The sequence below is a fragment of the Pseudomonas sp. ASL7 genome (genome assembly GCF_056680375.1).
Window position 1 is genome coordinate 2897501 of sequence record NZ_CM155279.1, and the last position, 26762, is coordinate 2924262.

The 26762-nt window shown below is 58.7% G+C and carries 26 protein-coding genes and 2 pseudogenes; 11 read left to right on the forward strand and 17 right to left on the reverse strand.

Annotated elements, in window-relative coordinates; all coding sequences use genetic code 11:
* Positions 1–19 precede the first annotated feature (19 nt).
* Both rhtA and AC1MDT_RS13315 read left to right on the forward strand, forming a co-directional pair.
* Positions 20–907: a threonine/homoserine exporter RhtA gene (rhtA, locus tag AC1MDT_RS13310; RefSeq protein WP_480422447.1), complete on the forward strand. Its 888-nt coding sequence runs from the start codon at positions 20–22 to the stop codon at positions 905–907.
* Between the two features lie 168 nt (positions 908–1075).
* Positions 1076–1357 carry a hypothetical protein gene (locus AC1MDT_RS13315; RefSeq protein ID WP_480422448.1) on the forward strand — a complete coding sequence of 94 codons (282 nt, stop codon included), beginning with the start codon at positions 1076–1078 and terminating at the stop codon, positions 1355–1357.
* A gap of 14 nt (positions 1358–1371) precedes the next feature.
* Here the strand turns inward: AC1MDT_RS13315 and AC1MDT_RS13320 are convergent, their stop codons facing one another.
* Positions 1372–1932, reverse strand: a complete 561-nt coding sequence (locus AC1MDT_RS13320; RefSeq protein ID WP_480422449.1) for a TetR/AcrR family transcriptional regulator — start codon at positions 1930–1932, stop codon at positions 1372–1374.
* Between the two features lie 92 nt (positions 1933–2024).
* On the opposite strand from AC1MDT_RS13320, the gene AC1MDT_RS13325 reads away from it, so the two are divergent.
* Positions 2025–2753 (forward strand): SDR family oxidoreductase, encoded by a 729-nt coding sequence (locus tag AC1MDT_RS13325; RefSeq protein WP_480422450.1) that lies wholly within the window; start codon positions 2025–2027, stop codon positions 2751–2753.
* Between the two features lie 36 nt (positions 2754–2789).
* Positions 2790–3380: a 2-hydroxychromene-2-carboxylate isomerase gene (locus tag AC1MDT_RS13330; protein WP_480422451.1), complete on the forward strand. Its 591-nt coding sequence runs from the start codon at positions 2790–2792 to the stop codon at positions 3378–3380.
* Here the strand turns inward: AC1MDT_RS13330 and AC1MDT_RS13335 are convergent.
* A pseudogene (locus AC1MDT_RS13335) lies at positions 3377–4091 on the reverse strand (alcohol dehydrogenase catalytic domain-containing protein). The gene AC1MDT_RS13330 and the pseudogene AC1MDT_RS13335 sit on opposite strands and share 4 nt — an antisense overlap.
* Here AC1MDT_RS13335 and AC1MDT_RS13340 point away from each other — a divergent pair.
* Positions 4066–4293 (forward strand): annotated as a pseudogene (locus AC1MDT_RS13340) (LysR substrate-binding domain-containing protein); the annotation flags it as partial. The pseudogenes AC1MDT_RS13335 and AC1MDT_RS13340 sit on opposite strands and share 26 nt — an antisense overlap.
* Here the strand turns inward: AC1MDT_RS13340 and AC1MDT_RS13345 are convergent.
* The 4 genes from AC1MDT_RS13345 to AC1MDT_RS13360 all read right to left on the reverse strand — a co-directional run bounded on the left by AC1MDT_RS13345 (position 4286) and on the right by AC1MDT_RS13360 (position 8460).
* Positions 4286–6094, reverse strand: coding sequence for an aminopeptidase P family protein (locus AC1MDT_RS13345; RefSeq protein ID WP_480422452.1), 1809 nt, complete (start codon positions 6092–6094; stop codon positions 4286–4288). The pseudogene AC1MDT_RS13340 and the gene AC1MDT_RS13345 overlap by 8 nt on opposite strands.
* A gap of 65 nt (positions 6095–6159) precedes the next feature.
* Entirely contained in the window at positions 6160–7317 is a 1158-nt protein-coding gene (locus AC1MDT_RS13350; RefSeq protein WP_480422453.1) for a cysteine desulfurase family protein, read from the reverse strand.
* Positions 7318–7479: 162 nt separating this feature from the next.
* Positions 7480–8094, reverse strand: coding sequence for a LysE family translocator (locus tag AC1MDT_RS13355; RefSeq protein ID WP_480422454.1), 615 nt, complete (start codon positions 8092–8094; stop codon positions 7480–7482).
* 96 nt (positions 8095–8190) lie between these two features.
* Entirely contained in the window at positions 8191–8460 is a 270-nt protein-coding gene (locus tag AC1MDT_RS13360) for a hypothetical protein (protein WP_480422456.1), read from the reverse strand.
* A gap of 516 nt (positions 8461–8976) precedes the next feature.
* On the opposite strand from AC1MDT_RS13360, the gene AC1MDT_RS13365 reads away from it, so the two are divergent.
* Positions 8977–10080, forward strand: a complete 1104-nt coding sequence (locus AC1MDT_RS13365) for a sigma-54 interaction domain-containing protein (protein ID WP_480422457.1) — start codon at positions 8977–8979, stop codon at positions 10078–10080.
* Here the strand turns inward: AC1MDT_RS13365 and AC1MDT_RS13370 are convergent.
* The gene (locus AC1MDT_RS13370) at positions 10077–10442 is read right to left on the reverse strand and encodes an antibiotic biosynthesis monooxygenase (protein WP_480422458.1); all 366 of its coding nucleotides are present in this window, start codon (positions 10440–10442) and stop codon (positions 10077–10079) included. The genes AC1MDT_RS13365 and AC1MDT_RS13370 overlap by 4 nt on opposite strands.
* Positions 10443–10537: 95 nt before the next feature.
* Between AC1MDT_RS13370 and soxR the strand changes: the two genes are divergently transcribed.
* The gene (gene soxR / locus AC1MDT_RS13375; RefSeq protein ID WP_480422459.1) at positions 10538–11005 is read left to right on the forward strand and encodes a redox-sensitive transcriptional activator SoxR; all 468 of its coding nucleotides are present in this window, start codon (positions 10538–10540) and stop codon (positions 11003–11005) included.
* Positions 11006–11114: 109 nt separating this feature from the next.
* Here the strand turns inward: soxR and AC1MDT_RS13380 are convergent, their stop codons facing one another.
* From AC1MDT_RS13380 to AC1MDT_RS13390, 3 genes are all read right to left on the reverse strand, one after another.
* Entirely contained in the window at positions 11115–11885 is a 771-nt protein-coding gene (locus AC1MDT_RS13380; protein ID WP_480422461.1) for a MetQ/NlpA family ABC transporter substrate-binding protein, read from the reverse strand.
* A gap of 75 nt (positions 11886–11960) precedes the next feature.
* Positions 11961–12626 (reverse strand): methionine ABC transporter permease, encoded by a 666-nt coding sequence (locus AC1MDT_RS13385; protein WP_480422462.1) that lies wholly within the window; start codon positions 12624–12626, stop codon positions 11961–11963.
* A gap of 2 nt (positions 12627–12628) precedes the next feature.
* Positions 12629–13843, reverse strand: coding sequence for an SfnB family sulfur acquisition oxidoreductase (locus tag AC1MDT_RS13390; RefSeq protein ID WP_480422463.1), 1215 nt, complete (start codon positions 13841–13843; stop codon positions 12629–12631).
* A 268-nt stretch (positions 13844–14111) separates the two neighbouring features.
* Here AC1MDT_RS13390 and AC1MDT_RS13395 point away from each other — a divergent pair, with 268 nt between their 5' ends.
* Positions 14112–14570: a VOC family protein gene (locus AC1MDT_RS13395; protein ID WP_480422464.1), complete on the forward strand. Its 459-nt coding sequence runs from the start codon at positions 14112–14114 to the stop codon at positions 14568–14570.
* Between the two features lie 172 nt (positions 14571–14742).
* On the opposite strand, the gene AC1MDT_RS13400 is transcribed toward AC1MDT_RS13395, so the two are convergent.
* From AC1MDT_RS13400 to AC1MDT_RS13410, 3 genes are all read right to left on the reverse strand, one after another.
* Positions 14743–15228, reverse strand: a complete 486-nt coding sequence (locus AC1MDT_RS13400; protein WP_480422466.1) for a GNAT family N-acetyltransferase — start codon at positions 15226–15228, stop codon at positions 14743–14745.
* 218 nt (positions 15229–15446) lie between these two features.
* Entirely contained in the window at positions 15447–16772 is a 1326-nt protein-coding gene (locus tag AC1MDT_RS13405) for an ATP-binding protein (RefSeq protein WP_480422467.1), read from the reverse strand.
* Entirely contained in the window at positions 16769–17449 is a 681-nt protein-coding gene (locus AC1MDT_RS13410; RefSeq protein WP_480422468.1) for a response regulator, read from the reverse strand. Before AC1MDT_RS13410 ends, AC1MDT_RS13405 begins: the two co-directional genes overlap by 4 nt.
* 249 nt (positions 17450–17698) lie before the next feature.
* On the opposite strand from AC1MDT_RS13410, the gene dsbD reads away from it, so the two are divergent.
* Genes dsbD through dsbG form a run of 3 tightly spaced genes read left to right on the forward strand, consistent with a single transcriptional unit; the run spans position 17699 to position 21050 of the window.
* Positions 17699–19441, forward strand: a complete 1743-nt coding sequence (gene dsbD / locus AC1MDT_RS13415) for a protein-disulfide reductase DsbD (RefSeq protein WP_480422469.1) — start codon at positions 17699–17701, stop codon at positions 19439–19441.
* The gene (locus tag AC1MDT_RS13420; protein ID WP_480422470.1) at positions 19441–20307 is read left to right on the forward strand and encodes a TlpA family protein disulfide reductase; all 867 of its coding nucleotides are present in this window, start codon (positions 19441–19443) and stop codon (positions 20305–20307) included. The genes dsbD and AC1MDT_RS13420 overlap by 1 nt, the downstream gene beginning before the upstream one ends.
* Positions 20283–21050 (forward strand): thiol:disulfide interchange protein DsbG, encoded by a 768-nt coding sequence (gene dsbG, locus AC1MDT_RS13425; protein ID WP_480422471.1) that lies wholly within the window; start codon positions 20283–20285, stop codon positions 21048–21050. The genes AC1MDT_RS13420 and dsbG overlap by 25 nt, the downstream gene beginning before the upstream one ends.
* A 234-nt stretch (positions 21051–21284) precedes the next feature.
* On the opposite strand, the gene AC1MDT_RS13430 is transcribed toward dsbG, so the two are convergent.
* From AC1MDT_RS13430 to AC1MDT_RS13445, 4 genes are all read right to left on the reverse strand, one after another.
* Positions 21285–22100: a substrate-binding periplasmic protein gene (locus tag AC1MDT_RS13430; RefSeq protein WP_480422472.1), complete on the reverse strand. Its 816-nt coding sequence runs from the start codon at positions 22098–22100 to the stop codon at positions 21285–21287.
* A 641-nt stretch (positions 22101–22741) separates the two neighbouring features.
* Positions 22742–24274 carry a histidine ammonia-lyase gene (gene hutH / locus AC1MDT_RS13435; RefSeq protein ID WP_480422474.1) on the reverse strand — a complete coding sequence of 511 codons (1533 nt, stop codon included), beginning with the start codon at positions 24272–24274 and terminating at the stop codon, positions 22742–22744.
* A 1-nt stretch (position 24275) separates the two neighbouring features.
* Entirely contained in the window at positions 24276–25961 is a 1686-nt protein-coding gene (gene hutU / locus AC1MDT_RS13440; RefSeq protein ID WP_480422476.1) for a urocanate hydratase, read from the reverse strand.
* A 468-nt stretch (positions 25962–26429) separates the two neighbouring features.
* Entirely contained in the window at positions 26430–26648 is a 219-nt protein-coding gene (locus AC1MDT_RS13445; RefSeq protein WP_480422477.1) for a hypothetical protein, read from the reverse strand.
* Positions 26649–26762: the final 114 nt, after the last annotated feature.

Consider the following 26762-nt stretch of genomic DNA (forward strand, 5'->3'; position numbering starts at 1 on the left):
CTACGGACGATGCCACGCCATGAATGACCAACCCCGCAGCCTATCCTCGACCCTGTTCTCGGTTGGCCTGCTATTAATAGCCATGTCGTCGATTCAGTCTGGAGCCTCCCTGGCGAAAAGCATGTTCCCTATTATTGGCGCACAAGGGACCACTACCCTGCGTCTCATTTTCGCTAGCGTGATCATGATGATAATACTGCGCCCTTGGCGGGCGAAGCTCACTGCGAAGTCCCTACGCACCGTCATCGTCTACGGAACGGCGCTGGGCGGCATGAACTTCCTATTTTATATGTCCTTGCAGACAGTGCCATTGGGTATCGCGGTAGCGCTAGAGTTCACCGGGCCATTGGCGGTAGCCATCTATGCCTCACGTCGCGCGATCGATTTCTTGTGGATCGCCCTCGCCGCTGTGGGCCTGCTGCTATTAATACCTACTGGTGCAACAGCGGCGAGAATCGACTTGGCAGGTACCGGTTATGCCTTGGGCGCCGGTGTTTGCTGGGCCCTGTACATTCTGTTCGGTCAAAAAGCCGGTGCCGACAATGGGATACCAAGCGCGGCACTGGGGGTAATTATCGCGGCCCTGTTCGTAGCCCCTATCGGCATCGTCCATGCTGGTGCAGCATTGCTGACACCTTCGCTGATTCCAGTGGCCATTGGTGTCGCCCTTCTCTCCACTGCTGTGCCTTATACGCTGGAGATGGTCGCGCTCACTCGAATGCCGGCCCGAACCTTCGGCACGCTAATGAGTATTGAACCTGCGATTGGTGCATTGTCAGGCCTGCTGTTCCTCCACGAGTACCTCGCACTGTCACAGTGGATGGCCATCGCGTGCATCATTCTGGCGTCCGTTGGAGCGACTATGACCATGGGGAGTACCGCGAAGCCTGCGGTCGCAACCGATTGATACAGGATTTGACTAGGGTCTGGTATTTAACGCTCAATTAGGCCATGTTTACGCCGAGATCCAGTGTCAGACATGGACTTTTCAGGAGAGGGATCTCAGAACGCGTCAAGCAAAAGCGAAAACAGGCAAACCCGGGCGCTAGATCCGGGGACGCTAATAAGGACAGCAATGAAACGAATTTTGGTACTGATCGCTGTATTGACCGTTGCGGGCTGCGCGGCGACATCAGATACGCATACGAAGCGTGGCAAGAAAGGACTTCATATCAACTGTTCCGGGCTGTCGTCATCCTGGGACAAGTGCTACTCCAGCGCAGCCGATTCATGTGCCCCCAAGGGATATAAGGTTATCGCCAAGTCAGGCGACGCTGTGGAAGAACCAGGCGATTATCCGTTTGGCCTCAATCCTGCCGGCTATACCAGCCGCAGCATGATCGTCATCTGCAAATAGGTTGTGCCGCCCTGTCAGGTTCGTGGACTTGAGATCTGGCGGCCAATCTCATCGTAACTGGACTTCAGCACCCTGCGCTGAATGTCCGGAGTGGCCAGCATTCTCGCTACCACCAATGCACCAATGCATTGCGACAAAATCGCCCAAGCCAGGCTGTCGCTTTCCAAAACCCGTGCCCAACTCTCCTGAAGTCGACAGATCCAGCTTTCCGCTTGCTGACGAACCATCACATCGGAGCGAGCAATTTCGGCGCCTAATGTCGGTAAGGCGCAACCGGATTCCGGGTGCTCGACATGAGCCATGGTCAGGTAGTGCTTAAGGCAGCGCTCGAGTTTGTTGCGGTCCTGGTCGGCCCCCAATCGAGCCAGGCTTTGGCCCAGTTCGCGCTCGACAATTGAAGCAAACAATTCGTCCTTCGATGAAAAGTGGCTGTAGAAAGCCCCTCCGCTCAAACCGATAGCCTTCATCAAACCGTCGACACCCACTGTCGAAAATCCGCATTTCTTGGCCGATACCGCACTGCTTTCCAGCAACTTCTCTTTGGTTTCCAGCTTGTGATTGGCCGAGTATCGCATTGCCTTGCCCTCAGGATTGTTCGCCTTGACGCTTGCCGAATCGTAGCATAACGTTCGTTTAGTTAACGATCGTTTAGCAAAGGGATCTACCGATGAATAATAAGAAGGTCGTATTGGTTGTCGGCGCTGGGGATGCCACAGGCGGCTCCATTGCCAAGCGTTTTGCACACGAAGGATTTGTCGCCTGTGTCACCCGGCGCAGCGCGGACAAACTCCAGCCGCTGGTAGATGCCATCAAGGCTGAAGGTGGCCAAGCCTACGGTTTTGCCTGCGATGCGCGAAAGGAAGAAGATGTGATTGCTCTGGTCGAGCAGATAGAAAGCGAAATTGGCCCCATCGAAGCGTTCGTCTTCAATATCGGCGCCAATGTGCCATGCAGCATTCTCGAGGAAACCGCCCGCAAGTATTTCAAGATCTGGGAAATGGCCTGCTTCTCAGGATTTCTCAATGCCCGTGAAGTGGCCAAGCGCATGGCCAAGCGTCAACGAGGCACGATCCTGTTCACCGGTGCCACCGCCGGCATGCGGGGTGCCGCGGGTTTCGCGGCATTCGCCGGAGCCAAGCACGGCATTCGTGCTCTGGCCCAAAGTATGGCTCGCGAACTGGGCCCGATGAATATTCACGTCGCCCACGTAGTCGTCGACGGAGCCATCGATACCGACTTCATTAAAGACACCTTTCCCGATAAGTACGCGACCAAGGATCAGGACGGCATCCTCAACCCCGAGCACATCGCCGAGAATTATTGGTACCTGCACAGCCAGCCCCGAGACGCCTGGACCTTCGAGCTGGATCTGCGCCCCTGGAGCGAACGCTGGTAAGCCCTCCCCCACAACAATCAGCAGAGCGTATCGACCATGAGCAAAACCGTGGAGTTCTACTTCGACCTCGGCAGCCCAGCCACTTACCTGGCCTACACCCAACTGCCAAAAATCTGCGAGCAGACCAACAGTCAGCTGATCTACACCCCAATATTGCTGGGTGGCGTCTTCAAAGCCACTGGCAATGCCTCCCCGGCGACCATCCCGGCCAAGGGCCGCTATATGTTTCAGGACCTGGACCGCTTTGCCAAACGCTACGGCGTACCGCTCAAGTTCAATCCGCACTTTCCCATCAACACCCTGATGCTGATGCGCGCCGTGACAGGCATGCAACTGCGCCATCCGGAACGCTTTCAGGCCTTTATCGACTGCCTGTTTCAAGCCCTTTGGGTTGAAGGCCGTAGCCTCGATGACCCGGCAATCGTCACGATAGTGCTGACGCAGAACGGCTTCGACCCCAATCAGATAATGGCCCTGACCGCCGATGAGGAGGTCAAAGCCACGCTCAAGAACAACACCGAGAAAGCCGTGCAACGAGGTGTATTCGGCGCACCGAGCATGTTCGTCGATAATCAACTGTTCTTCGGTCAGGATCGACTGGACTTCGTCCTTGAAGCCCTGCGTTAAATCTCGACGACCAATCGCCCCTGTGCTGCTCCGGACATAAGCAGCTCATGGGCGGCTTCGGCGTTTTGCAATGTGAATTGCCGAGGGTCTACCAACGGTTTCAACTTGCCCGCCTCGATCAATTGCGCCGTTTCTCGAAGAATTTGTCCATGATGCTCAAGCCCCTGAGCCTGTGGCGAACACCTCTGCACCCAACGCGCGAGCTATTTGCACAGCAACGTGCCCGACACCACCCGCGCCGCCATGAATCAATACTTTCTGACCCGCTCGCACCTGAGCCCGGTCTACCAATCCCTCCCATGCTGTGATCAGCACCAACGGCAACCCTGCTGCTTCGCGCAGACTCAGATTGCGCGGTTTACGCGCCAACAAACGGGCATCAACCACCGCGTACTAAGCCAGCGACCCCTGCGCACCGCCAATTCCGGTCGCCATCGCGTAAACCTCATCGCCCGGCAGCCATCCGCTGACACCCTCCCCCAACGCTTCAACAACGTCCGCAAGATCAATACCCAATACCGCGGGCAACGGCTGCCGTGCATGGTCAGCCTGGCCCGCACGAATTTTGCCATCCAGAGGATTCACCCCGCAGGCCCTGATCCTGACCAAAACCTGACCAACTGCAGGCGCAGGACGTTGGATTAAGGCCAAGCGTAACGGCCTGTTGGCTGAGTCAACAATCAGTGCGCGCGTGCTGGGGGGATTGGGGATTGCGCAGTCGCCGGTGTGGCTGTTCAGCGAGGATCTGAAAGCCGGTCGAGTGACGACAATTTTGCAGGACGACACCGCAGAGTCGCTGCCAACTCATGCCGTGTCCCCGGCCAATCGTCGCCAATCCGCCAGGGTCAAAGCCTTTGTCGACTACATGAGCCAGGCGCTGGAAACAGCGCCTGAACTCAAGCCGATCAGATAGCGGCGGTGCGAGTGTTGAGCCATTCAAGGGCTGCGCCATCGAGCAATGGGCTCAACCGTTCGCGCACTTCGGCGTGGTAGGCGTTGAACCACTGCTTCTCGTCCAGCGTCAGTAGCGATGGCTCCAGGCAACGAGTGTCGATCGGGCACAGGGTCAGGGTTTCGAACTTCAGGAATTCACCGAATTCGCTGCTGCCTGCCTCGCGGTTCAATGCCAGGTTCTCGATCCGCACCCCCCAACGACCCGGGCGGTAAGTACCCGGTTCGATCGAGGTAATCATGCCGGGTTGCATCGCGGTTTGCGGCGTCGCAGTGGCCTGATAGGCGATGACTTGCGGACCTTCGTGAACATTCAGGAAATAACCAACGCCGTGACCGGTGCCGTGACCGTAATCGACGCTCTCCGCCCAGATCGGCGCGCGAGCGATGGAGTCCAGCAATGGCGACAGAATGCCCCGAGGGAATTGCGCCCGGGACAGTGCAATCACGCCTTTGAGTACCCGCGTGCAATCGCGCTTCTGCTCATCGGTTGGTGTACCGACCGGTACCATCCGGGTGATGTCGGTGGTACCGCCCAGATACTGGCCGCCGGAGTCGATCAGCAACAGCCCGTCGCCTTCGATCACCGCGTGTTCTTCTTCGGTGGCGTGGTAATGCGGCATTGCACCATTGGCGTTGAACGCGGCAATGGTATTGAAGCTCAGCGATACATAACCTGGACGTCGAATACGCGCAGCCGTCAGGTGTTCGTCGATGGTCAATTCGGTGATGCGCTCACGCCCCAGCGCGGTGTCGAGCCAGGTGAAGAATTCGCACAGCGCTGCGCCGTCCTGCTCCATGGCCTGACGAATGTGCTCGGCATCGGCCAGGCTTTTCTGCGATTTGGCCAAGGTGGTCGGGTTCAAGCCTTCGACCAGATTCACGCCACTGTTCAGGTTATCCAGCAAACCCGCGGTGACCCGGGCCGGGTCGACCTGCAAGCTCGCCCCACTCGGTACCGCGCTCAAGGCTGCCGCCACTTCGCTATAATCGCGCAGGGTCACGCCGTCTTGTTCAAGGACCGCACGCAACTCGGCGTCGACCTTGCTTAGCGCCACAAACAACGTCGCCTGCTGCTGACTGATCAAGGCAAAGGACACGAACACCGGGTTGAACGACACATCAGCGCCGCGCAGGTTGAACAGCCAGGCGATGTCATCCAGGGTCGCGATGAAATGCCAGTCGGCGCCACGTGCCTGAAGTGTTTCACGTAGTTTGGCGAGTTTTTCAACACGGCTGACCGTTGCCTGTGGCGGCAAGTGTTGATAGATCGGCTCATTCGGCAACGTCGGACGATCACTCCAGACCTCGCTCAACAGATCGAGGTCAGTGCGCAGACGTGCGCCGCGCTCCTCGAGCTTGCCGCTCAACGTACGTGCCGACGCCACGGCCATCACCGCACCATCTACCGCAACGATGCCGCCTTCAGGGGTTTGCTCGGCCAGCCAGTCCAGCGGACCGGGCTGACCCGGTTGCAGCTTGACCAATTCGATGCCGCTGCCTTTGAGCTCCTTGCTCGCTTGCTCCCAGTAACGGCTGTCAGCCCAGACGCCGGCAAAGTCCGGCGTGACAATCAAGGTGCCGACCGAACCGTGGAAACCCGATAGCCATTGCCGCCCTTGCCAATAGCCCGGCAGGTATTCCGAGAGGTGCGGGTCGGCCGACGGCACCAGCAAGGCGTGAATACCCTCCCGGCTCATCAGTTCGCGGGTTTGCGCCAGGCGCTGGGGCACCGATCCATTGATCGAAGGCTGCGTACTCATCGTGTCTCCTGCTAACCACTTCATCATTATTGTTGAGTGCCGATACGGGTCGGCGCTTTAAGGCGCTACTGCCAGAATGCCGGAGCACTGGCGCAGGCCGCTTTAATCAGATCTACGGCTTGGTCGATGTCCTGCTCGGTGGTGAAACGTCCGAGACTCAAGCGAATGGTTCGACCGGCCGAGCGCGCGTCATGCCCTAACGCCAGCAGCACATGGGACGGCGCATTGCTCGCGGAGTTGCAGGCCGACGTCGCGGAAAACGCGATCGATGTGCTCAACGCCGCGGAATTGAACTCGCCTTCATCGAACGTCAGGCTCAGGGTATGGGGAATCCGCTGGATCGGGCTGCCATTGAGGCGAACGCCGGGAATGCTCAGCAGCTGTTCGAGCAAACGCTCACGCAGCCGCACAATCGTGTCTTTTTCTTCAACGAACAATTGCGCTGCCAACGCGAAAGCCACGCCCATGGCGACAATCTGGTGAGTCGCCAATGTACCCGAACGCAACCCGCCCTCGTGACCACCGCCGTGAATCTGCGCCTGCAAACGCTGTTGCGCGCGAGGGCCGACATATAGCGCGCCAATGCCCTTGGGGCCATAAATCTTGTGCGCCGAGAACGACATCAGATCCACCGGCCACTGAGCCAGGTCAATCGCCACTTTGCCCGCCCCCTGGGCCGCGTCGACATGGAACAACGCATCGCGATCACGCACCACTTGGCCGATAGCCGGAATGTCGTTGACGGTGCCCAGTTCGTTATTGACCAGCATCAGCGAGACCAGAAAGGTGTCCTCGCGCATCGCCTCGCTGACCGCTTGCGGGGTAATCAACCCCTCGGCGTCAGGCACCAGATAAGTCACCGTAACACCCGCGTCCTGCAGTTGTTTTGCCGTGTCGAGAATTGCCTTGTGTTCGATCTGACTGGTGATGATGTGGCCGCCGGAAATACCGCGAGCCTGGGCGACGCCCTTGAGAGCGAGGTTATTGGACTCAGTGGCACCAGAGGTCCAGACGATCTGTTCCGCTTGGGCACCGACCAGTCCGGCCACCTGACGCCGCGCGTGCTCGACCGATTGCCGGGCCTGTTGGCCGAACGCGTGGGAGCTGGACGCCGGGTTACCGAAGTTACCGGTAAACCCCAGACACTCGACCATGACCTTGATGACCCGCTCATCCACCGGCGTGGTGGCGGCGTAATCGAAATACAACGGGCGTTTATTCATAAAAGTCTCGCAGAGCTTGTTCCGGGATCAGGTGCTGGAAACCACCGAACCAGCAATACCCTGATCGGATGCGTTAAAGAAGTACGACTTCATTTCAAAGTGCGTAGGAACGCTCCTGAAGTCGAGCTTAACAGGCATCGGGCAACCGGTTGTAGCAATGCGTCAGCTAAAGCTTTCAAGCAACAACGGATACAACGAAACCACCAGTAGTGCGGCCATGCCCCAGTTGAACAGGCGCAACCAGCGGCGATCCTTCAGCACATTGCGCAATAGCGTGCCACACGCGGCCCAGACGCCGACGCTCGGCAGGTTGATCAGGGCGAACACCGCGGCAATTACGATCACGTTGGTGAAATAGCCCTGCATAGGTGTGTAAGTGCTAATGGCACCGATAGCCATGATCCAGGCCTTAGGGTTGACCCACTGGAACGCGGCGGCACCGAGATAGCTGATCGGTTTGCTCTTGCCTTCGTCACGGTCGGAAACCGGTCCGGAATGGGCGATTTTCCATGCCAGGTACAACAAATACGCCGCCCCGACGTAACGCAGCACGCTGTAGAGCAACGGATAGGATTTGAACACCGCGCCCAGACCGAAACCCACTGCCACGACCAACACAAAGAAACCGCAGGTGATGCCCAGCATATGGGGGATGGTCCGGCTAAAGCCGAAGTTCACGCCCGATGCCAGCAACATGGTGTTGTTCGGGCCTGGCGTGATCGAGGTGACGAGGGCAAACAGGGCGAAGCCCAGCAGCAGATCGAATGAGAGCGTCATAAGCGGCAGTCCATCAGGGTCAGTCAGGTATTGACCCTATCGCACGCCCTGCGGGAAACCCATGGACAGTTGAGTGAAAGTTCGAGCAGTACAGTCTCAGCTAGGGTGGCCGTGACGCTGTACTGCGCGTTCGGCGTTCATCTCGCCATGGTTGTCAAACGTGAACGACTTCTGCGGTTGACCCAGCAATTCGGCTTTTTTCGCCTCGTATTCGTCGAAGGACAAACCGCGACGATTCAGGTTCTCCAGTGCCAGTTCCCTGGTTTCTTCCGCGGTGTATGGCCGCAGTTCCGGTGAAACATGGCTCGCACATCCGGCGAGAACGGAGACCGCTAGCAGCAAGAAAGTGGCGAGTAGAGGTTTCATGTCTGGCGTCCTGACAACTGTGTTCGGGGCAATAAACACAGGCTACGCCGGGCCTTGGATCAGTAGAAATCAACGCGCTCGATAGTGGGTATCACGATCAAAAGATCGTAGTCAGCCGGGTTTTTATATTCATTTATGGTCTATTAATATTTTTTAACGATATTTTACGGAATAAGAGAGAGCCTTTATAACCATTCCGTCGTAAATCGCTTAAGGATTTCTTCATGAATGCTTTCTGGTTCCGGCCCCTCCCCACCAAAGCCACGGCCTGACAAATCGTCCCTGTGGGATCGCGCCTGCTCGCGAATGGGTCTGGAAGCCACCATGAGTGTCAACTGTGCGGAGGTCTTCGCGAGCAGGCTCGCTCCCACAATGGAATGCGTTTCCCTGTGGGAGCGAGCCTGCTCGCGAAAGCCGCGCCTCGGTCTCCCACAAGGATGATTTGTCAGGCGGCCACGAACCAGCCCCTGCCGATCCCGACTTTTTATTCATAGCCTTATTCATGGAACTTGCCCCATGCAACTGCTGACCTTACCGCCCTCGCCCGCACTGGCCACTTCAATCCGCGCCACGGCCCAGGTGTTCGAAGACCCGAAATCCCAGGCCTTGCTCGCGCATTTGCAGCAGGTCGCGCCGAGTGAAGCCAGCGTACTGATCATCGGCGAAACCGGCACTGGCAAGGAGCTGGTCGCCCGACATATCCACAACCTCAGCGCACGACGCAACCGTCCGTTCGTCGCAGTGAACTGCGGCGCGTTCTCCGAATCCCTGGTGGAGGCTGAATTGTTCGGTCACGAAAAAGGAGCCTTTACCGGGGCACTGAGTGCCAAGGCTGGCTGGTTCGAAGAGGCCGACGGCGGCACATTGTTCCTCGATGAAATCGGCGATTTGCCGATGGCGATTCAGGTCAAGTTGCTGCGAGTGCTGCAGGAGCGCGAAGTCGTGCGACTGGGTTCACGCAAGAGCATTCCCATCGATGTGCGCGTGCTGGCCGCGACCAATGTGCAATTGGAAAAAGCCATCAACGCCGGGCACTTCCGCGAGGATTTGTACTATCGCCTCGATGTGGTCAACCTGGAATTAAGTCCCCTGCGCGATCGTCCCGGCGACATCCTGCCACTGACCCGACATTTCGTCGAAACCTACAGCCAGCGCTTGGGCTACGGCAGCATTACCATCAGCAAAGGAGCTGAACTGAAACTGCGCGGCTACAGTTGGCCGGGTAACATCCGCGAGCTGGAAAATGTCATTCATCACACCCTGCTGATCTGCCGCAATGGCGTGATCGAGCGCGATGACCTGCGTCTGTCGAACATGCGCATCGAGCGTCAGGACGACTGCCAGACGAACATCGACGATTCAGCGCAAGCCTTGCTCGACCGCGCCTTTCAAAGACTTTTCGAGGAACAGGCCGGCGCACTGCACGAGAAAGTCGAAGATGCTCTGCTGCGGGCAGCGTATCGCTTCTGCCACTACAACCAGGTCCACACGGCAGCACTGCTGGGACTGAGCCGCAACGTCACCCGCACGCGCTTGATCAAGATCGGTGAGCTGGCGGTGAACAAGCGCCGCCCCACGGAAAATGTGCAGGGTGAGCGCTTGATGCAGTTGTCGATTTAACCCACCAGATTGCAGTGCAGCGCGTTGTCGTGGCTGCGTTCCAGACTGTGCAGTACCTGGAACGAGCCGAAGGTCACGGTTTTCGCCTGATGGGCGCAGATCAGCTGCCAGAAATCCTGCTCGCCGCTTTCAAAACGCTGAAACGCGGCGTCACCCGCCTCGCGAGATTGCCATTGCAGGTAGTTGAGCACTCGCCGGCCGTCGTCGCTGGCCTGAATGCTGGCGCTCAGAAAACCACTGTTGTCTTGGGCCAGTCGCTCAGTCTGTTTCGCTAAGGCCGACACCAGTTCAAGTTGTTGATGGGGTTCGATCTCGAATTCGATCAATTGGGTGAAGCTGCGATTTTTCTCTAGTAATTGCATGAATAGTCCCCACTCACGTGTAAGCCGGATCTTGCGATCCGAAGGCCTGCAGGGTAAAACCTCTAGTTAACTTGAGGTCAAGGGGCATTTTTGAAATGGTCACCTCGGAAAATTTGCATAAAGAACTCACCGTCGGCCAATTGGCCGCACGCAGCGGCGTGGCAGTCACTGCCCTGCACTTTTATGAATCCAAGGGCCTGATCAACAGTAATCGCAATCAGGGCAACCAGCGGCGTTACCCACGGGAAGTATTACGGCGGGTGGCTTTGATCAAGGTGGCGCAGCGGTTGGGGATTCCGTTGGCGGAGATTGGTGAGGCGTTGAAATCCCTGCCGGACAACCGGGCGCCAACGGCGGCGGACTGGAAGGTGTTGTCGGCGCAGTGGAGCCGGGAACTGGATGAGCGGATCAATCAGCTTGTGCTGCTGAGGGACCGGCTCAATGGCTGCATTGGTTGTGGGTGTTTGTCGATGGAGGCGTGTCCGTTGCGTAATTTTGGCGATGTATTGGGGGAGCGTGGGCCGGGGGCGCAGCTGTTGGAATCGGGAGTTGATCCGGAATAGCGGCGCGGCCATCGCGAGCAAGCTCGCTCCCACATTTGATCTGTGGCGTTCACAAATTCTATGTGGGAGCGAGCTTGCTCGCGATGGCGTCCTTAAGGCCGACCTAAGGTTAGAACCCCGGCGCAATCTGCCCTTTGTAGCGGGTCAAAATGAACTGCCGGACCTCATCGGAATTCAACGCCTTGGCCAGTTTCTGCAGGCCAGGGTCGTTGATGTTGTCCGGCCGTGCGACAAGGAATTCGATATACAGGCTCTTGCCCTTCTCGACGATCAACGCGCTGTTGGTGTCGATCCCCGCTTCCAGGGCGTAGTTGGCGAAGACAAACGCCAGGTCCACCTGGCTCACCGAACGGGCCAGCAACGCGCCTTCCAGTTCACGGATCTTCAGGTGCTTGGGGTTCTCAACGATGTCGCGCTGCGTCGCCAGGGTGTTGCTCGGATCCTTGAGTTTGATCAGCCCTGCTTCGTGCAAGAGCACCAGCGCGCGGCCGGTGTTCACCGGGTCGTTTGGGATCGACACGGTGGCGCCATCCTTGAGTTCAGCGATGTTTTTGATTTTGGTCGAGTACGCGCCGAACGGTTCGATGTGCACCCCGACCACCGGCACCAGATTGGTGTGGCGGGTCTTGTTGTAGTCATCGAGAAACGGACGGTACTGGTAATAGTTGGCGTCGAGGTTCTTCAATGCCAGCTGCTGGTTGGGCTGGATGAAATCGGTGAAGACCTTGATGTCCAGGTCCACGCCTTCCTTGGCCAGTGCTGGTTTCACAAATTCGAGAATTTCCGCGTGCGGCACCGGAGTGGCGCCAACGGTCAGTTTTTCGTTGGCCTGAACGCTCAACGACACAACGGCAGCCAGTATGGCCAGGGTCTTTTTCATGCTGTGCTCCTAGGCAGATTTGAGTGGCCGTCGTGGGGTGGACGTGGGGCCGATTTTTTTGGGTTTGAGTCAGGTTCAGTGATGGCTATAGCGCGCCACCCATCGGTCGCCGGTCATTTGCAGGGCCTGGACCAGGATCAGCAGAAGCACCACGGTCACCACCATCACGTCGGTCTGAAAACGCTGGTAGCCGTAGCGAATCGCCAGGTCACCAAGGCCTCCGCCGCCAATCACCCCGGCCATTGCGGTGTAATCCACCAGCACAATGGCCGTGACAGTGACGGCGGCCAACAGCCCTCCCCGTGCTTCGGGCAACAAGGTGTGGCGGATAATCTGCCAAGTGTTCGCGCCCATGGCCTGGGTCGCTTCCACCACCCCGCGATCGACTTCACGCAGTGCGGTTTCCACCAGCCGCGCGAAGAACGGCGTGCACCCTACCACCAGCGGCGGAATCGTCCCCGGCACGCCGAGCGAAGTGCCTACCAGCAGCGTGGTCAGGGGAATCAATACAATCAGCAAAATGATGAACGGCAGCGAGCGCAACATGTTCACGATGATCGACAGCACCCGATAAACGCCGACGGCTTCATGCAACTGGCGCTTGCCGGTGAGGAATAACACCACCCCCAGCGGCAACCCCAATAGCACGGTAAAACCGAGGGCGGCGCCGAGCATGCTCAGGGTGTCGAGACATGCCTGGGCGATGTCAGCCCAATAAATATTTTTCAGCAGTTCAGCCATGATCACGACCAGTCGTGGCGCGGCGGCTTCACGCCGTTGAGCAGCCAGTTGCCGACCATGTGGTACTTCCAGCGCACCGGATCGTGCAGGGTGTGAACCCGCGCGTTGCGCCAGTGGCGATCGAAGTTGTGCTTCTTCAGCGTCGAGCGAGTGCCGCCGAGTTCGAAGAGTTTGTTGCTGGCCTCGATGGCGATTTCGGTAGTCAGCACCTTAGCCTTGGCCACCGCCAGGGAGGCACGGGCGACATTGTCTTCATCCGGCGCTGGACGCGCCGCATCCAGGGCTCGACCCGCCCGTTCCAGCAAGGCTTCGGCGGCTTCCAGACGAATATCCAAGCCCCCGACCTGAATGATGGTCAGGGGGTCTTCGCTGGCCTTTTCCACACCCGCATCGATCCACGGCCGGGCAAATTGTTGAACGAAGGCAATGGTGTCGCGCAGGGCCGCCCGGGCAATGCCGGCGTCAATGGCGGCGGTGGTCAATTGGGCAAACGGGCCGGCCAGGGTCGGGCTTTCATACGAGCGATAGGTCGGGAACACATTGAACGCCGAGACGTGCAGGTCCTCGGCCAGCACCGTGCCGCTGGACGTGGTGCGCTGGCCGATGCTGTCCCAATCATCGACGATCACCAGCCCCCGGGTTCCGCGCTCGACGAAAGACAACTGGCCATTCTGATCCTCATCCAGCGCCAGCACCGCCAACCAGTGGGCATACAGCGAACCGGTGCAGTAACCCTTGCGGCCATTGATCACATGGCCGTCGCCATAACGGCGGAGGGTCGCCTGAATGTCCTGCACGTTCTTGCCGCCGGTTTCCGACAGGGCATTGGCAAAACGATGACCTTGCAATGCCAGCTCAAAGAAACGCGCCTGCTGCTCAGCGGTGCCCTGGAGGCGAATGTCTTCCAGCAGGCAATAGTGATTTTGCGGGACTTGCCCGAGCGACGGATCGGCTGCCGAGATGATGGCGATCACCTGCGCCAGCACCGCGTAGGACACCTGCGCGCCACCGAAGGCTTTCGGCACACTGATGCCCCACAAACCACTGTTGGAGTAGAAGTCGACGATCTCGGCAGGCACCTGGCGACTGCGATCACGCTCGGCATCGTGCTGTAGCAAAACGGCGGCCACGCGTTCGGCAACCTGCAGGGCTTCGGCTTCATCGGCGATTCGATGGGCGGCCGGTGGGTTGATTGGATAAACGGCAGATTCAGGCATACAAGACTCTCGGTACCAGTGTTTACGAGAAGTCATTGCAGCTTCTGTGCCTGACAGCCAGCGCCCCTGTTTGCGGGTAATTCAGCGCTATTTCCAGGGTTTATTAATGAGAAAGCCGAGCAATCTGTTGCTTCGCTGTTGATGGCTGAACAGCAGTACTGCTGCTCGTCGGTCACTCGGTGGCAAAAGAAGGGCTGGCCTATAGTTAGCCGACCGGAAAACGGCGAAGGAACATTTTTCACTCACGACAAGAACAGGGAGATCCATCATGAGCGTCAAACCTATTCCAGAGGGTTATCACAGCATCACCCCGTATCTGGGCATCCAGAAAGCGGCCGAAGCCATCGAATTTTACAAGAAGGCCTTTGGCGCGATCGAAGTCATGCGCCTGTCCATGCCCGACGGCGGCATCGGCCACGCTGAACTGCGTATCGGCGACTGCCCGATCATGCTCGGCACACCGTGCGAACAGGGGCCATTGAGCAATCCAAACACTTCACCGTCCGTGGGACTGCATCTGTACGTGACCGACGTCGATAAGTCCTATGCCAAGGCGATTGCCGCCGGTGGCACCGTGGTGTCCGAGGTCAAGGACCAGTTTTATGGCGACCGGTCCGGGACCTTGAAAGACCCCTATGGGCATCTGTGGTTTCTGGCCACGCGCAAAGAGGATCTGACGCAGGAGCAGATCGAGCAACGGGCGAAGGAAATGTTCAGCCAGGGTTGAGTGTTTGCAGTGAATGTTAAGGCCTCATCGCGAGCAGGCTCACTCCCACAGTAGATTTGTGTACACCGTCCAATGTGGGAGCGAGCCTGCTCGCGAAGGGGGCCAGACCATCAGGCTCAGTAAGGTTTTCCTGTTCTGGAAACGCATAGGACTCAGCCCCTTGATCCGCTTTCTATGAAGGGGGCGACAGGCCTTTGTCCATGGGAATGGCGTGGAGCCCCGCCACCCTGAAGGTTTGAGCACAGGGTCGGTAACCCAAATGACGGTAAAACGCTTCGCTGGTTCGGGTGCTGTTGAGTTGCGCCTGACGCAACCCCTGATTGATCAACCAGCCTTCGAGGTCCTGCACCAGCGCTTGTCCGGCGCCCCGGCGAAACCATTCCGGCTGCACGTAACAGAACGCGACCTTGCCGCTGACCGCGGCCATGGCGACACCGATCGGTTTGTCCTGCAACAGCGCAATGTTCAGGTACAACCGCTGGTCGGTCAGCCAGGCGCTGATGTGTTCAACGGATTTGTTGTGGACCCAGGCCGCTACGATTTTTGCATCGTTGCGGTGGTCGAGTGCGCAGCCGACACGGATGGAGCGCTCGACGATCCGGCTGATGATGCCGGCGTCGGCGGCAGTTGCCTTGCTGATGTAAATCGATGCATTCATGGCGCTGTTACCTCAATCCATTGAGAAAAAGCTGCCGGGGACGATAGCGCCGGTGGCGGCAGATACACCAGCGCAGAGAGGTTTCATTTGATGTGCAACGCAGAACCCAAATGTGGGAGCGAGCCTGCTCGCGATGACGGCGGCACATTCAACATCAATGTGGCTGACGGACCGCTATCGCGAGCAGGCTCGCTCCCACAGGGGTTTAGTGGGGTTTGTCAGGCCGGCTGCAACGGCATGGTCAGTTCAACCCGCAACCCATCCGGTCGGCTGTCGAAATGCAACGTGCAACCACAACGCTGAACAATCGCCTGAACTATCGCCAACCCCAGACCGCAGCCAGTGCTTTGGCCATTGCGCCAGAAGCGTTGGGTCAGGTGTTGCAGATCGTCTTCGGCAATGCCCGGGCCATGGTCGCGAACGACAAACCGCACCCGAGCGCCTGTCGTATCAAGGCTCAGCTCCACGGCCCCATCGCTTGGGGTATGTCGCAGCGCGTTATCCAGCAGGTTGCGCAACGCGGCGATCGACAGCACCGCCGGCATTTGCACCGGGGCATGAGACAGCGTTGGCGGCAGTTGAAACCTGATGCGCTGACGATCACTGCTGGCAGCATCCTGAATCGCCAGTTTCGCCACCTGTTCGGCGCTGCATTGCACGCCATCGTCGAACGACAGACTGCCCTCGACGCGCGCCAGCAACAGCAATTGCTCAAGGGTGCGATGCAGGCGATCGGCGCCCTCTTCGGCACGGGCCAGGGATTGATCCCGGGCCGCACCTTCGGTCATACGCGCCACTTGCAGGTGGGTCTTGATCGCCGTCAGCGGACTGCGTAATTCATGGGCCGCGTCACCGGTCAGCCGGCGTTCGCGTTCGATGGTCTTGCCGATGCGCTGCAGCAGTTGATTCTGGGTGTCCAGCAAGGGTTGCAATTCGCTGGGCAGCGGCTGGATCTGCAAGGGCTCCAGGGAATCGGCACTGCGGCGCATCAAGGCATCGCGCATGCGGTTCAGCGGCGCCAGCCCTTGCCCGATCCCCAGCCACAACAGACACAGACACCCGAGCAACGCCACGCCGACGGGCACTGAAGCGGCCAGCAGAATCGACATGTTCAGCGCCTCCCGCTCGATCTGTCGATCCGCCGTGGTGATCCGCAGATCACCACGCGCCAGGGTGAAACTGCGCCACGGCGCGCCGTCGATCATCTGATCGTGAAAGCCCACTTTCTCGGCTTCCAGGGTTTGCTGCGGATCGGAGTGACTGCGGGCAAGGATCTCGCCGCGCAACGAGCTGACCTGACAGGCCATGCCGCCGGGAATATTCAATTGTTCCGCGCTGAAATGGGTGCCCTCACCCTTAGTCGGCAACGCTGGCATCTGCTCCATCAGGCCGGCGACCATGCGCGCCGACGCCACCAGTCGCTGGTCAAGGGAAAACATCATCTGGTTGCGCAAATCGCTGAGCATCCAGGCTGCAGCCAGGGCCCAGATCAACGCAAATGCGGCGCCGAGTGTCAGGCTCAGGCGCAAACGCAGGCTCATCACTTCGATTGATCTCCGCCATCGGCCGGCCCCAGTCGATAACCCAGGCCGCGCACCGTTTCGACAATGCCATTGCCGAGTTTTCGCCGCAGGTGATGGATATGCACGTTGAGGGCGTTGCTCTCCAGTTCGTCGTTGAAACCGTAGACGCTGTCCTTGAGCTGCTCGGTGGACAGCACGCGGCCACGGTTATGCAACAGGGCCTGCAACAGCGACTGCTCGCGACGCGATAAATCGACCGATTGGCCGCCGAGCGTGGTTTCGCGGCTGCTTGGATCGTAAGTCAGAGCACCGTGCTCGATCAGATTGACGCTACGCCCGGCCACACGCCGCAGCAGGGTATGCAAACGTGCAGCGAGTTCGCGCAGGTCAAAGGGTTTGAGCAAGTAGTCGTCGGCGCCGGCCTGCAGACCATCGACGCGGTCAGTGACCGAATCGCGCGCCGTCAGAATCAACACCGGAATTTCCAGGCCCTGTTGGCGCAGTTGCTGAAGGAGTTTAAGTCCATCTTCGTCCGGGAGGCCAAGGTCGAGCACCATGACGTCGAACTCGGCCACTTTAAGCATCGCGCGGGCCGCCGATGCAGTGGCGACATGCTCTACGGTCAGGCCCTGGGCGGTCAGGCCGGCGACAATGCCGCTGGCGATCAACTCATCGTCTTCACAAACCAGTACGTGCATGGTTTTACCTGCAAATGCGTTGATTAAAAGGGCTGCCGATTAACCCCGGATTATGCCTGCGGGCAACAAGCGCTGTCCGGGCAAGCCGTCGATTAATGGCATGCAATAACGATGTACCGCACATCACTCGCCTCCACTCAGTAGCCTGTGTCGGGTGTTACTCCAATATTCGCTGACACCCTGTGTTAACACCCGGTTAATCGATGACCATCATCGTAATTGGCATCTGTAAATACCAAGGCGTTGCCGATGCGTTTTTTTTTCCTGCTTGTGTTTGGATTGTTTGCCGGACTGGCTCAAGCACAGTCCGGCAACAATCCGTTTGAAACCAAACCCGACTTTCTCCCCGTTGGCAAAGCATTCATCTTTACCTCTGAACGCCTTGAGTCCGGCGAAACCCAGCTCTATTGGCAAATCGCCGATGGCTACTACCTGTACCAACAACGCCTGAAATTCGATGGCTTGCCGACGGAGCACAAACCAGAGTTGCCCCAGGGTGAATCCCACAGTGATGAATTCTTTGGCGAACAGCAGGTTTATCGTCAAGGCCTGGAACTGAAGATTCCCGCCGAGGCCAATGGCCAGATCAAGGTAGGTTTCCAGGGCTGTGCCGATGCCGGTCTGTGTTATCCACCACAAACTCAAATCGTGAATCTGGGCGGCAACGCTGCCACTTCTGCGACAAACGAAGCGCCGGATCAAGCATTGGCCAGCGACCTCGAACAACGGACGCTTGGCTGGAGTCTGCTGGTGTTTTTCGGCCTGGGTCTGCTGCTGGCCTTCGCCCCCTGTTCGCTGCCGATGCTGCCGATTCTCGCGGGATTGGTCGTCGGCAGTGGCGCCACGCCCAAACGCGGTTTTGCCCTGGCCAGCAGTTATGTGGTCAGCATGGCACTGGTGTATTCGGCGATGGGCGTGTTGGCCGCGTTGCTCGGCGCAAACCTTCAGGCGCTGCTACAAAACCCTTGGCTGCTGGGCAGTTTCGCTGTGATTTTTGTGCTGCTGGCATTGCCGATGTTCGGGTTCTTCGAACTGCAATTGCCGGTTGCCGTGCGTGACCGACTGGAAAATGTTTCGCGCAATCAGCGCGGCGGCAGCCTCATCGGCGCTGGCGTATTGGGCGCCTTGTCCGGTCTGCTGGTTGGCCCGTGCATGACCGCCCCGCTGGCCGGCGCCCTGCTCTACATCGCGCAAAGCGGTAACGCGCTGCACGGCGGGTTGATTCTGTTCGCCATGGGTATCGGCATCGGTGTGCCGCTGCTGTTGCTGGTGACCGTCGGCAATCGCTTTCTGCCCAAACCTGGCGCCTGGATGAACCTGCTCAAAGGCGTGTTCGGTTTCCTGTTCCTGGCGACTGCGCTATTGATGTTGCGCCCGGTGCTGGATGAATCACTATGGGTCGGTTTGTGCGGTGCATTGTTGCTGATTGCTGCTTACGCCGCCTGGCGCCAGTCCGCCGGTTTCGGCCGGTCCACTCATGTATTCGGTGCCGGTTCGTTGTTGATGGGTTTGTGGGGCAGCCTGCTGGTCATTGGTGCGGCGGGCGGCAGTGATGATGTGTTCAAGCCGTTACAGGTCTACCGCACTTCAAATTCGAGCAATGCTGCTATCCCCACGGCTCATGACGCATTCACCACGATCAAGGACCCGAGCGCACTGCAGCGGGAACTGGACGAAGCGCAGACACAAGGCCAGTGGGTATTGCTGGATTACTATGCCGACTGGTGCGTGTCGTGCAAGGTCATGGAAAAACAGGTGTTCGCCAAACCCCAAGTGCTAGACGCCCTCAGCAATGTGCGCTTGCTACGGCTGGACGTCACCGCTGACAATGCCGCCAGCCGCGAGCTGCTCGGTCGATACAAAGTGCCGGGGCCACCGAGTCTGCTATGGATCGGTGCCGACGGCGAAGAACGTCGTAGTCAGCGCATCACCGGCGAAGTCGATGCCGACACGTTCCTGCAACGCTGGACCACTACCCGAGACGCCCGTTAATGCTGACTTTTACCCTCGGCACTTTTGCCATTGCGCTCAATCACCTGCTGCTGATCAGCGCCCTGGCGCTGGCGACTTTTGTCGGCTGGCGGGTGGCCAAGCGCGGTGGCGAGAATCCGGAGTCAGTGCTGTTCAGCCTGTTCATAATCGGCTTGCTGGCAGCCCGGGTCAGTTTCGTGGTGGTTTACTGGGCGCACTATCGCAATGATCCGTGGCAAATCATCGACCTGCGCGATGGAGGCTTCCTTGCCTGGCCCGGTGTAATTGCACTGCTACTCGCCACAGTGTATCGAGGCTGGCGTCGCCCTGGCTTACGCCGCCCCTTGGGCTTTGGCGTGGTCAGTGGCCTGGCATTCTGGCTACTGGCAACCTTCTCTCTGACGATTTACGAACAAGGCACGCGCCTGCCGGAAATCACCCTGCGCAATGCCGCCGGTCAAACTGTCCTGCTGGCCGACTATAAGGGTGGTCCGTTAGTTATCAACCTGTGGGCCACCTGGTGCCCCCCCTGTCGCCGGGAAATGCCGGTGCTGGAAAACGCCCAGCAACATCGCCCGGACCTGACCTTCCTGTTCGTCAATCAGGCTGAAAGCATGCAAAGTGTCAGCACCTTTCTGGAAACCCAGGGCCTGAGCCTGTCCAACGTACTGTTCGACGGCGGCGGTCGATTGGGTCAGGCCGTCGGTTCGATGGCGTTGCCGACTACCCTGTTCTATAGCCCCGACGGGCGCCTGCTGGGCAGCCATCTGGGGGAACTGTCGGAAGCCAGCCTGGCCCGTGCCCTGGAAAATTTTGATTCTCCCAATTCGGCCACCACGGCCACGCCTTCAAGGAAACTGCCATGCCCCGCCTCCGCCACCTGCTGACCCTGACGCTGGGCACTGCCCTGCTGCACCTGCCGTCGGTGCAGGCCGAAGAATTGCCCGAGGCGATCAAGAAGATTGAAGCCAAAGGCGCAAAAATCGTCGGCCAGTTTGATGCACCAGACGGTCTACGTGGTTATGCGGCGCAGTACCAGAATCGCGGCATGGCACTGTACCTGACGCCAGATGGCAAGCACGTGCTGCTGGGCAATTTGTATGACGCCGAGGGCAATGACCTGAGCAGCGCGCCGTTGCAAAAGCTGGTTTATGCACCGATGGCAAAAGAAGTCTGGGGCAAGATGGAAGCCAGTAACTGGATCGCGGACGGCAACAAAGATGCGCCACGCGTCGTCTACCTGTTCAGCGATCCGAACTGCCCCTACTGCAACATGTTCTGGGAGCAGGCGCGACCATGGGTGAAGGCCGGCAAGGTGCAACTGCGCCACATCATGGTCGGCATCATCCGCGAAGACAGCCCGGGTAAATCCGCTGCATTGCTGGCGGCAAAGGATCCGAGCAAAGCGCTGGAAAACCACGAGAAATCCGGCAAAGAGAGTTCGCTCAAGGCTTTGAAAGACGTGCCGCCGGCGATTCAGGCGAAGCTCGCGGCGAACATGCAGTTGATGGAGGAGCTGGAGTTGTCCGCCACTCCGGCGATTTTCTACATGGACGACAAGGGCGAGTTGCAACAGCAGCAAGGCGCGCCTTCGCCGGACACGTTGGTGAAAATTCTCGGACCGAAGTGAACTCCCCCATCGCAAGCAAAGCCGGCGCCTGTCATACCACGTTATCCATGATGGCGTGCCTTCAGGTCGCGGGCCAGATTCACACAAAACCGACAGTCAGTTTTTACGCCCATACAAACTATCAACTTACCATCACGGGTGTTTACCTTATTAATAAAGCGCAACAACCGCCCGCCCTGATCACTGCTGCACCCGCCCCGGCAGCCTGTTTATCTATCGATTTCGCTTAAGAACTCATAGAGCGTCTACAGGCTGCGAGGGAAACCAGTGCGTATGAATTTGCTTGAGCACGCCGTTAGCCTTTATGCGTCGATAGCCTTCGTCATACATCTTCAGTGCCCGCAATCCGTCCGGGTGACTCAGGCTAAAGCCTATGGTCGCGGTTGCCACCCCGCAATTGAAGGCAAATTGAACGGCATCTTCGGTACCGGACAGTTTGGCCTTCTGTTTTTTTGCTTGCAGATCATTGGTCACTATCAAGGCGGCAGATAAGTGCCGAGCAGCGAGTTTCCTAAGGTTCTGCACATCAGAGTCGGCGTTCTCGAATACCACCCCGGCAGACTGTAGCGCTGTAGCCTGGGGCGAATATTCGTAGCCTCTGACCGTGCCCACTACAGTGCCGGGCGGCAAGGTGCATGTGCCTTTCGGCGACTTCGGCAAGGGGGCTTTGATCGGTTCGAAAATATCATTATTGACCGTGTAGATCGGTTGCGAGGCCAGTTTGATCTTGCCCTCGAACTCGGGCAGCCAACTCATATTGAAGCAGGCCACGCTTGTGCCGTTGAGCACCATGTACTTGCAACGGGCGTAGGGCACGACTTTGAGTTGCACATCGACCGCCATTTCCTTGAAGGCGGCGACCACTACGTCGTTGGCGTAACCTGTGCCGTCATGCTCCGACCATGGGGCGGCCGCATCCTCGACCATGATCGTCATCGTCTCGTGCGTCTCCAGTGCAGCATCGGTGCTCGGAGCCAGCAGGAAGAGTGCGCACATCAGCAGTATCGGTGTGAACTGCCACATTCCGTGGTTAGTCTTTTGTTGATACATGCTTCCCCATTGAACCGTCGCTCCCTTTTGCAGATGGTCGATATCTAGAACAAATGTCCCCGTAGAATGTAGACCTACATCCGTGTGGGCGCTCAATAGACGCTTATGATTATCGGTTGAAACGCTCGGCCAGAGTGCGCTCGACGGTTCTACGCTGACGCGACTCAATCAAGTACCAGGCAACAAGGAGGCTAACCTCCAGAATCGCCATAGCCGCGGATTGTAGCAGCCAGAGATCGCCCAGTATTGACAACACATTTGCCACCAGAAGTGGCTGGCACCCTATGGTGGCCGAATTGACTAGCAGGACGCGAGCGGATGAACGTTGGAAAGCCAACGGCGCTTGAGAGTATTCGAGGGTAATTCACCTGACTGCTAACGGTACTGCTGGCAGCCGATGTCTTATTTTAGATGGTGATCGATAGAGTCGGCGATCACACCGAAGGCGACCGAGGAGGATGCGAGAACGAGGCGTTTGAGGTTATTCCTCATTAGGCTGAGCATTGCGCTTCGAGCCTATTACTTGCTGATGCATGAAGCGTCTTTAGTTATTTTCACGGGCTGAAACCGAAATTGCGCGCAAGCCCGCTCCTTACAGAAGCGGGCTCGCGCGCGATAGGGGCAAAAGGCCCCCTCCCCGATTACAGGCTAGGCAGCAATTTAGTCGTCACCAGCGCATTCAGGCAGCGGGTGGCCAACAACTCGCTCGCCGCATTGATGTCCGGGGCGAAGAAGCGGTCCTTCTCATAGAACGGCACTTCAGCCCGCAGAATGCCGCGCGCCTGTTCCAGCTTGGCCGAGGTTTTCAGACCTTCACGCAGATCCAGACCCTGGCACGCCGCCAGCCATTCCACCGCGAGCACGCCACGGGTGTTTTCGGCCATTTCCCACAGACGCTTGCCTGCCGCCGGGGCCATCGACACATGGTCTTCCTGGTTCGCGGAGGTCGGCAGGCTGTCCACCGAATGCGGATGGGACAACGCCTTGTTCTCGCTGGCCAGTGCCGCCGCGGTGACCTGGGCGATCATGAAACCGGAGTTCACGCCGCCATTGGCCACCAGGAACGGCGGCAGCTGCGACATATGCTTGTCCATCATCAGCGAGATGCGGCGCTCGCTCAGGGAACCGATTTCAGCGATGGCCAAGGCCATGTTGTCGGCCGCCATGGCCACCGGTTCGGCGTGGAAGTTACCGCCGGAAATCACGTCGCCTTCAGCGGCGAACACCAACGGGTTGTCCGAAACGGCGTTGGCTTCGATGGCGAGCACTTCGGCGGCCTGGCGGAACTGGGTCAGGCAGGCGCCCATGACTTGCGGCTGGCAGCGCAGGGAGTACGGGTCCTGAACCTTTTCGCAGTTCTGGTGCGAGTCGGACACTTCACTGCGCTCGCCCAGCAAATCGCGGTAAGCGGCCGCCGCATCGATCTGGCCTTTCTGGCCGCGAGCAGCGTGAATGCGGGCATCGAACGGCGAGCGCGAGCCCAGCACCGCTTCAACGGTCAGGGCACCCAGCGCCACGGCACCGGCGAACAGGTCTTCACCTTCGAACAGACCGCGCAACGCGTAAGCGGTGGACACCTGAGTACCGTTGAGCAGCGCCAGGCCTTCTTTCGCGGCCAGCGTCAGTGGCTTCAGACCGGCGACTTTCAGCGCCTCGGTCGCTTCCATCCATTCGCCCTTGTAGCGCGCCTTGCCTTCGCCCAGCAGCACCAGCGACATGTGCGCCAATGGTGCCAGGTCGCCGGAGGCACCGACTGAACCTTTCAATGGAATGTGCGGGTAAACCTCAGCGTTGATCAGCGCGATCAGTGCGTCGATCACTACGCGGCGAATACCGGAAAAACCACGGCTCAGGCTGTTGACCTTGAGCACCATGATCAACCGCACCAGCGCATCGCTGATCGGCTCGCCGACACCGGCGGCGTGGGACAGCACCAGCGAGCGCTGGAGGTTTTCCAGGTCTTCGCTGGCGATGCGCGTGGAGGCCAGCAGGCCAAAACCGGTGTTGATACCGTAGGCGGTGCGATTTTCGGCGAGGATCTGTTCCACGCAGGCAACACTGGCGTCGATCTGGGCCGAGGCGCTGTGATCGAGGCTGATTTTGACCGGTAGCTGATAAACATCACGCAGTTGGGCAAGGCTCAGTTGGCCGGGAATCAAGTTTAGCGCAGTCATTTCATGCTCCTTTAGCAGAGGTAATCATCGGCAGGTTCAGGCCCTGCTCTTTGGCGCAATCGATCGCGATCTGGTAACCCGCATCGGCGTGACGCATAACGCCAGTCGCCGGGTCGTTGTGCAGCACGCGAGCAATACGCTCGGCCGCTTCGTCAGTCCCGTCGCAGACAATCACCATGCCCGAATGCTGGGAGAAGCCCATGCCGACGCCGCCGCCGTGGTGCAGGGAAACCCAGGTCGCGCCGCTCGCGGTGTTGAGCAGGGCGTTGAGCAGTGGCCAGTCGGACACGGCGTCGGAACCGTCCTGCATCGATTCGGTTTCGCGGTTCGGGCTGGCCACCGAACCGGAGTCCAGGTGGTCGCGACCGATCACGATCGGTGCCGACAGCTCGCCGCTGCGCACCATTTCGTTGAACGCCAGACCCAGCTTGGCGCGCAGGCCCAGTCCCACCCAGCAGATACGCGCCGGCAGACCCTGGAAGCTGATGCGCTCGCGCGCCATGTCCAGCCAGTTGTGCAGGTGGGCGTCGTCCGGGATCAGTTCCTTGACCTTGGCGTCGGTTTTGTAGATGTCTTCAGCGTTGCCCGACAGTGCTGCCCAACGGAACGGGCCGATGCCACGGCAGAACAGCGGACGGATGTACGCCGGGACGAAGCCTGGGAAGTCGAATGCGTTTTCCACGCCTTCTTCCTGGGCCATCTGACGGATGTTGTTGCCGTAGTCAAACGTCGGCACGCCCATTTTCTGGAAGTCCAACATCGCTTTAACGTGCACGGCCATCGATTGCTTGGCGGCTTTGATTACGGCGGCGGGTTCAGTCTTGGCGCGCGCGCGGTACTGGTCCCAGGTCCAGCCGGCCGGCAGGTAACCGTTGAGCGGGTCGTGGGCGCTGGTCTGGTCGGTGACCATGTCCGGGCGCACGCCGCGACGAACCAGTTCCGGCAGGATTTCTGCCGCGTTGCCCAGCAGGGCGATGGAGATCGCTTTGCCTTCGGCGGTGTATTTGGCGATGCGCGCCAGCGCGTCGTCGAGGTCTTTGGCTTGCTCATCGACATAACGGCTTTTCAGGCGGAAATCGATGCTGACCTGCTGGCATTCGATGTTCAGCGAGCACGCGCCGGCCAGGGTCGCGGCCAGTGGTTGCGCGCCGCCCATGCCGCCCAGGCCGGCGGTCAGGACCCAACGACCCTTCAGGTCATCGTTGTAGTGTTGGCGACCGGCTTCGACGAAAGTTTCGTAGGTACCCTGGACGATGCCCTGGCTGCCGATGTAGATCCAGCTGCCGGCGGTCATCTGGCCGTACATGGCCAGGCCTTTGGCGTCGAGTTCGTTGAAGTGTTCCCAGCTCGCCCAGTGCGGCACCAGGTTGGAGTTGGCGATCAGCACGCGCGGGGCGTTGCTGTGGGTCTTGAACACGCCGACCGGCTTGCCGGATTGCACCAGCAGGGTCTCGTCGTCATTCAGGTTGGTCAGGCTTTCGACGATCTTGTCGTAGCACTCCCAGTTACGCGCCGCACGACCGATGCCACCGTAAACCACCAGTTCTTTAGGGTTCTCGGCGACTTCCGGGTCGAGGTTGTTCATCAACATGCGCAGCGGCGCTTCGGTCAGCCAGCTCTTGGCGGTCAGCTTGTTACCGCGGGCAGCGCGGATTTCGATATCACGGAAACGGGATGGGTTGCTCACCAGAAGTCCTCTTGAAAGGGCCTTTCAGCCTGATTATGGTTTGCCGTTACAGCTACAGATATACAATCATGTCTATACAACCATATGCAAGTGAAATTTCGGGCGCCACAACGCAGTGCTTGGCACGGCGGCGCAATGCTTTAAGGACTGCTTGCTGACGGAGATCAAACGGCGTGCCCGGTCGGCGGCGGTGGCGGATCGGGCGTTGTTTGATGTGCTGACGTTGTTATTTTGATGAAAACAACACTGACCCTGTGTCAGCACCTGGGCTTACAGGGACAATCTGCCGGGACGGCGGCTGGGTTGGATGTTGACGCATCGAAAAAAGGGGACACCCAATAGCCAGGCTCAAGGCAAGGCTAATGGGTGTCCCCTTTTCTGCTGAAGGCTAACGCAACGTGTACAGCAAAAAGGGCGTTCCTGAAGGAACACCCTTTTCCGTTATGTTTTCAGCTGGTTGGTGGCAGATCAGTCGTCATGCAGCAAACCTGAACTGTATTGGCTAAAGCTATTCCCAAGCGCACTGCCATGGAAACTCATTTTGTCGGGGTTGTTGCTGTGGCCCGGAGTAAAGCCTTCAGACGACTGGCAGTCTTCGGCATAGCAGTCATGGGTGCTCGCCCCCGAACAGGCGCTCAACAGCAAAGCACCGGCGATCAGGGCGACTTTGAGTACGTTTGAGATCACTTTTCAGATTCCTTATGGGAGGGCGCAGTGGCTTGACGTTGTACTTTCATCCTAGTCCATGGTCCTGCCGCCCATTATGAAATTTTGGTCAGTGACAGCGTTTGTTCAGGTACG

Coding starts and splice junctions, on each gene's coding strand:
- hutH (WP_480422474.1), bottom strand. CDS start 24,274: ATGACTGCGCTAAACTTGATTCCCGGCCAACTGAGCCTTGCCCAACTG.
- AC1MDT_RS13365 (WP_480422457.1), top strand. CDS start 8,977: ATGCAACTGCTGACCTTACCGCCCTCGCCCGCACTGGCCACTTCAATC.
- AC1MDT_RS13350 (WP_480422453.1), bottom strand. CDS start 7,317: ATGAATAAACGCCCGTTGTATTTCGATTACGCCGCCACCACGCCGGTG.
- AC1MDT_RS13345 (WP_480422452.1), bottom strand. CDS start 6,094: ATGAGTACGCAGCCTTCGATCAATGGATCGGTGCCCCAGCGCCTGGCG.
- AC1MDT_RS13360 (WP_480422456.1), bottom strand. CDS start 8,460: ATGAAACCTCTACTCGCCACTTTCTTGCTGCTAGCGGTCTCCGTTCTC.
- AC1MDT_RS13385 (WP_480422462.1), bottom strand. CDS start 12,626: ATGGCTGAACTGCTGAAAAATATTTATTGGGCTGACATCGCCCAGGCA.
- AC1MDT_RS13315 (WP_480422448.1), top strand. CDS start 1,076: ATGAAACGAATTTTGGTACTGATCGCTGTATTGACCGTTGCGGGCTGC.
- AC1MDT_RS13370 (WP_480422458.1), bottom strand. CDS start 10,442: ATGCAATTACTAGAGAAAAATCGCAGCTTCACCCAATTGATCGAATTC.
- AC1MDT_RS13400 (WP_480422466.1), bottom strand. CDS start 15,228: ATGAATGCATCGATTTACATCAGCAAGGCAACTGCCGCCGACGCCGGC.
- AC1MDT_RS13410 (WP_480422468.1), bottom strand. CDS start 17,449: ATGCACGTACTGGTTTGTGAAGACGATGAGTTGATCGCCAGCGGCATT.
- AC1MDT_RS13325 (WP_480422450.1), top strand. CDS start 2,025: ATGAATAATAAGAAGGTCGTATTGGTTGTCGGCGCTGGGGATGCCACA.
- AC1MDT_RS13320 (WP_480422449.1), bottom strand. CDS start 1,932: ATGCGATACTCGGCCAATCACAAGCTGGAAACCAAAGAGAAGTTGCTG.
- dsbD (WP_480422469.1), top strand. CDS start 17,699: ATGCGTTTTTTTTTCCTGCTTGTGTTTGGATTGTTTGCCGGACTGGCT.
- soxR (WP_480422459.1), top strand. CDS start 10,538: ATGGTCACCTCGGAAAATTTGCATAAAGAACTCACCGTCGGCCAATTG.
- dsbG (WP_480422471.1), top strand. CDS start 20,283: ATGCCCCGCCTCCGCCACCTGCTGACCCTGACGCTGGGCACTGCCCTG.
- rhtA (WP_480422447.1), top strand. CDS start 20: ATGAATGACCAACCCCGCAGCCTATCCTCGACCCTGTTCTCGGTTGGC.
- AC1MDT_RS13395 (WP_480422464.1), top strand. CDS start 14,112: ATGAGCGTCAAACCTATTCCAGAGGGTTATCACAGCATCACCCCGTAT.
- AC1MDT_RS13380 (WP_480422461.1), bottom strand. CDS start 11,885: ATGAAAAAGACCCTGGCCATACTGGCTGCCGTTGTGTCGTTGAGCGTT.
- AC1MDT_RS13430 (WP_480422472.1), bottom strand. CDS start 22,100: ATGTATCAACAAAAGACTAACCACGGAATGTGGCAGTTCACACCGATA.
- AC1MDT_RS13355 (WP_480422454.1), bottom strand. CDS start 8,094: ATGACGCTCTCATTCGATCTGCTGCTGGGCTTCGCCCTGTTTGCCCTC.
- AC1MDT_RS13390 (WP_480422463.1), bottom strand. CDS start 13,843: ATGCCTGAATCTGCCGTTTATCCAATCAACCCACCGGCCGCCCATCGA.
- AC1MDT_RS13420 (WP_480422470.1), top strand. CDS start 19,441: ATGCTGACTTTTACCCTCGGCACTTTTGCCATTGCGCTCAATCACCTG.
- AC1MDT_RS13330 (WP_480422451.1), top strand. CDS start 2,790: ATGAGCAAAACCGTGGAGTTCTACTTCGACCTCGGCAGCCCAGCCACT.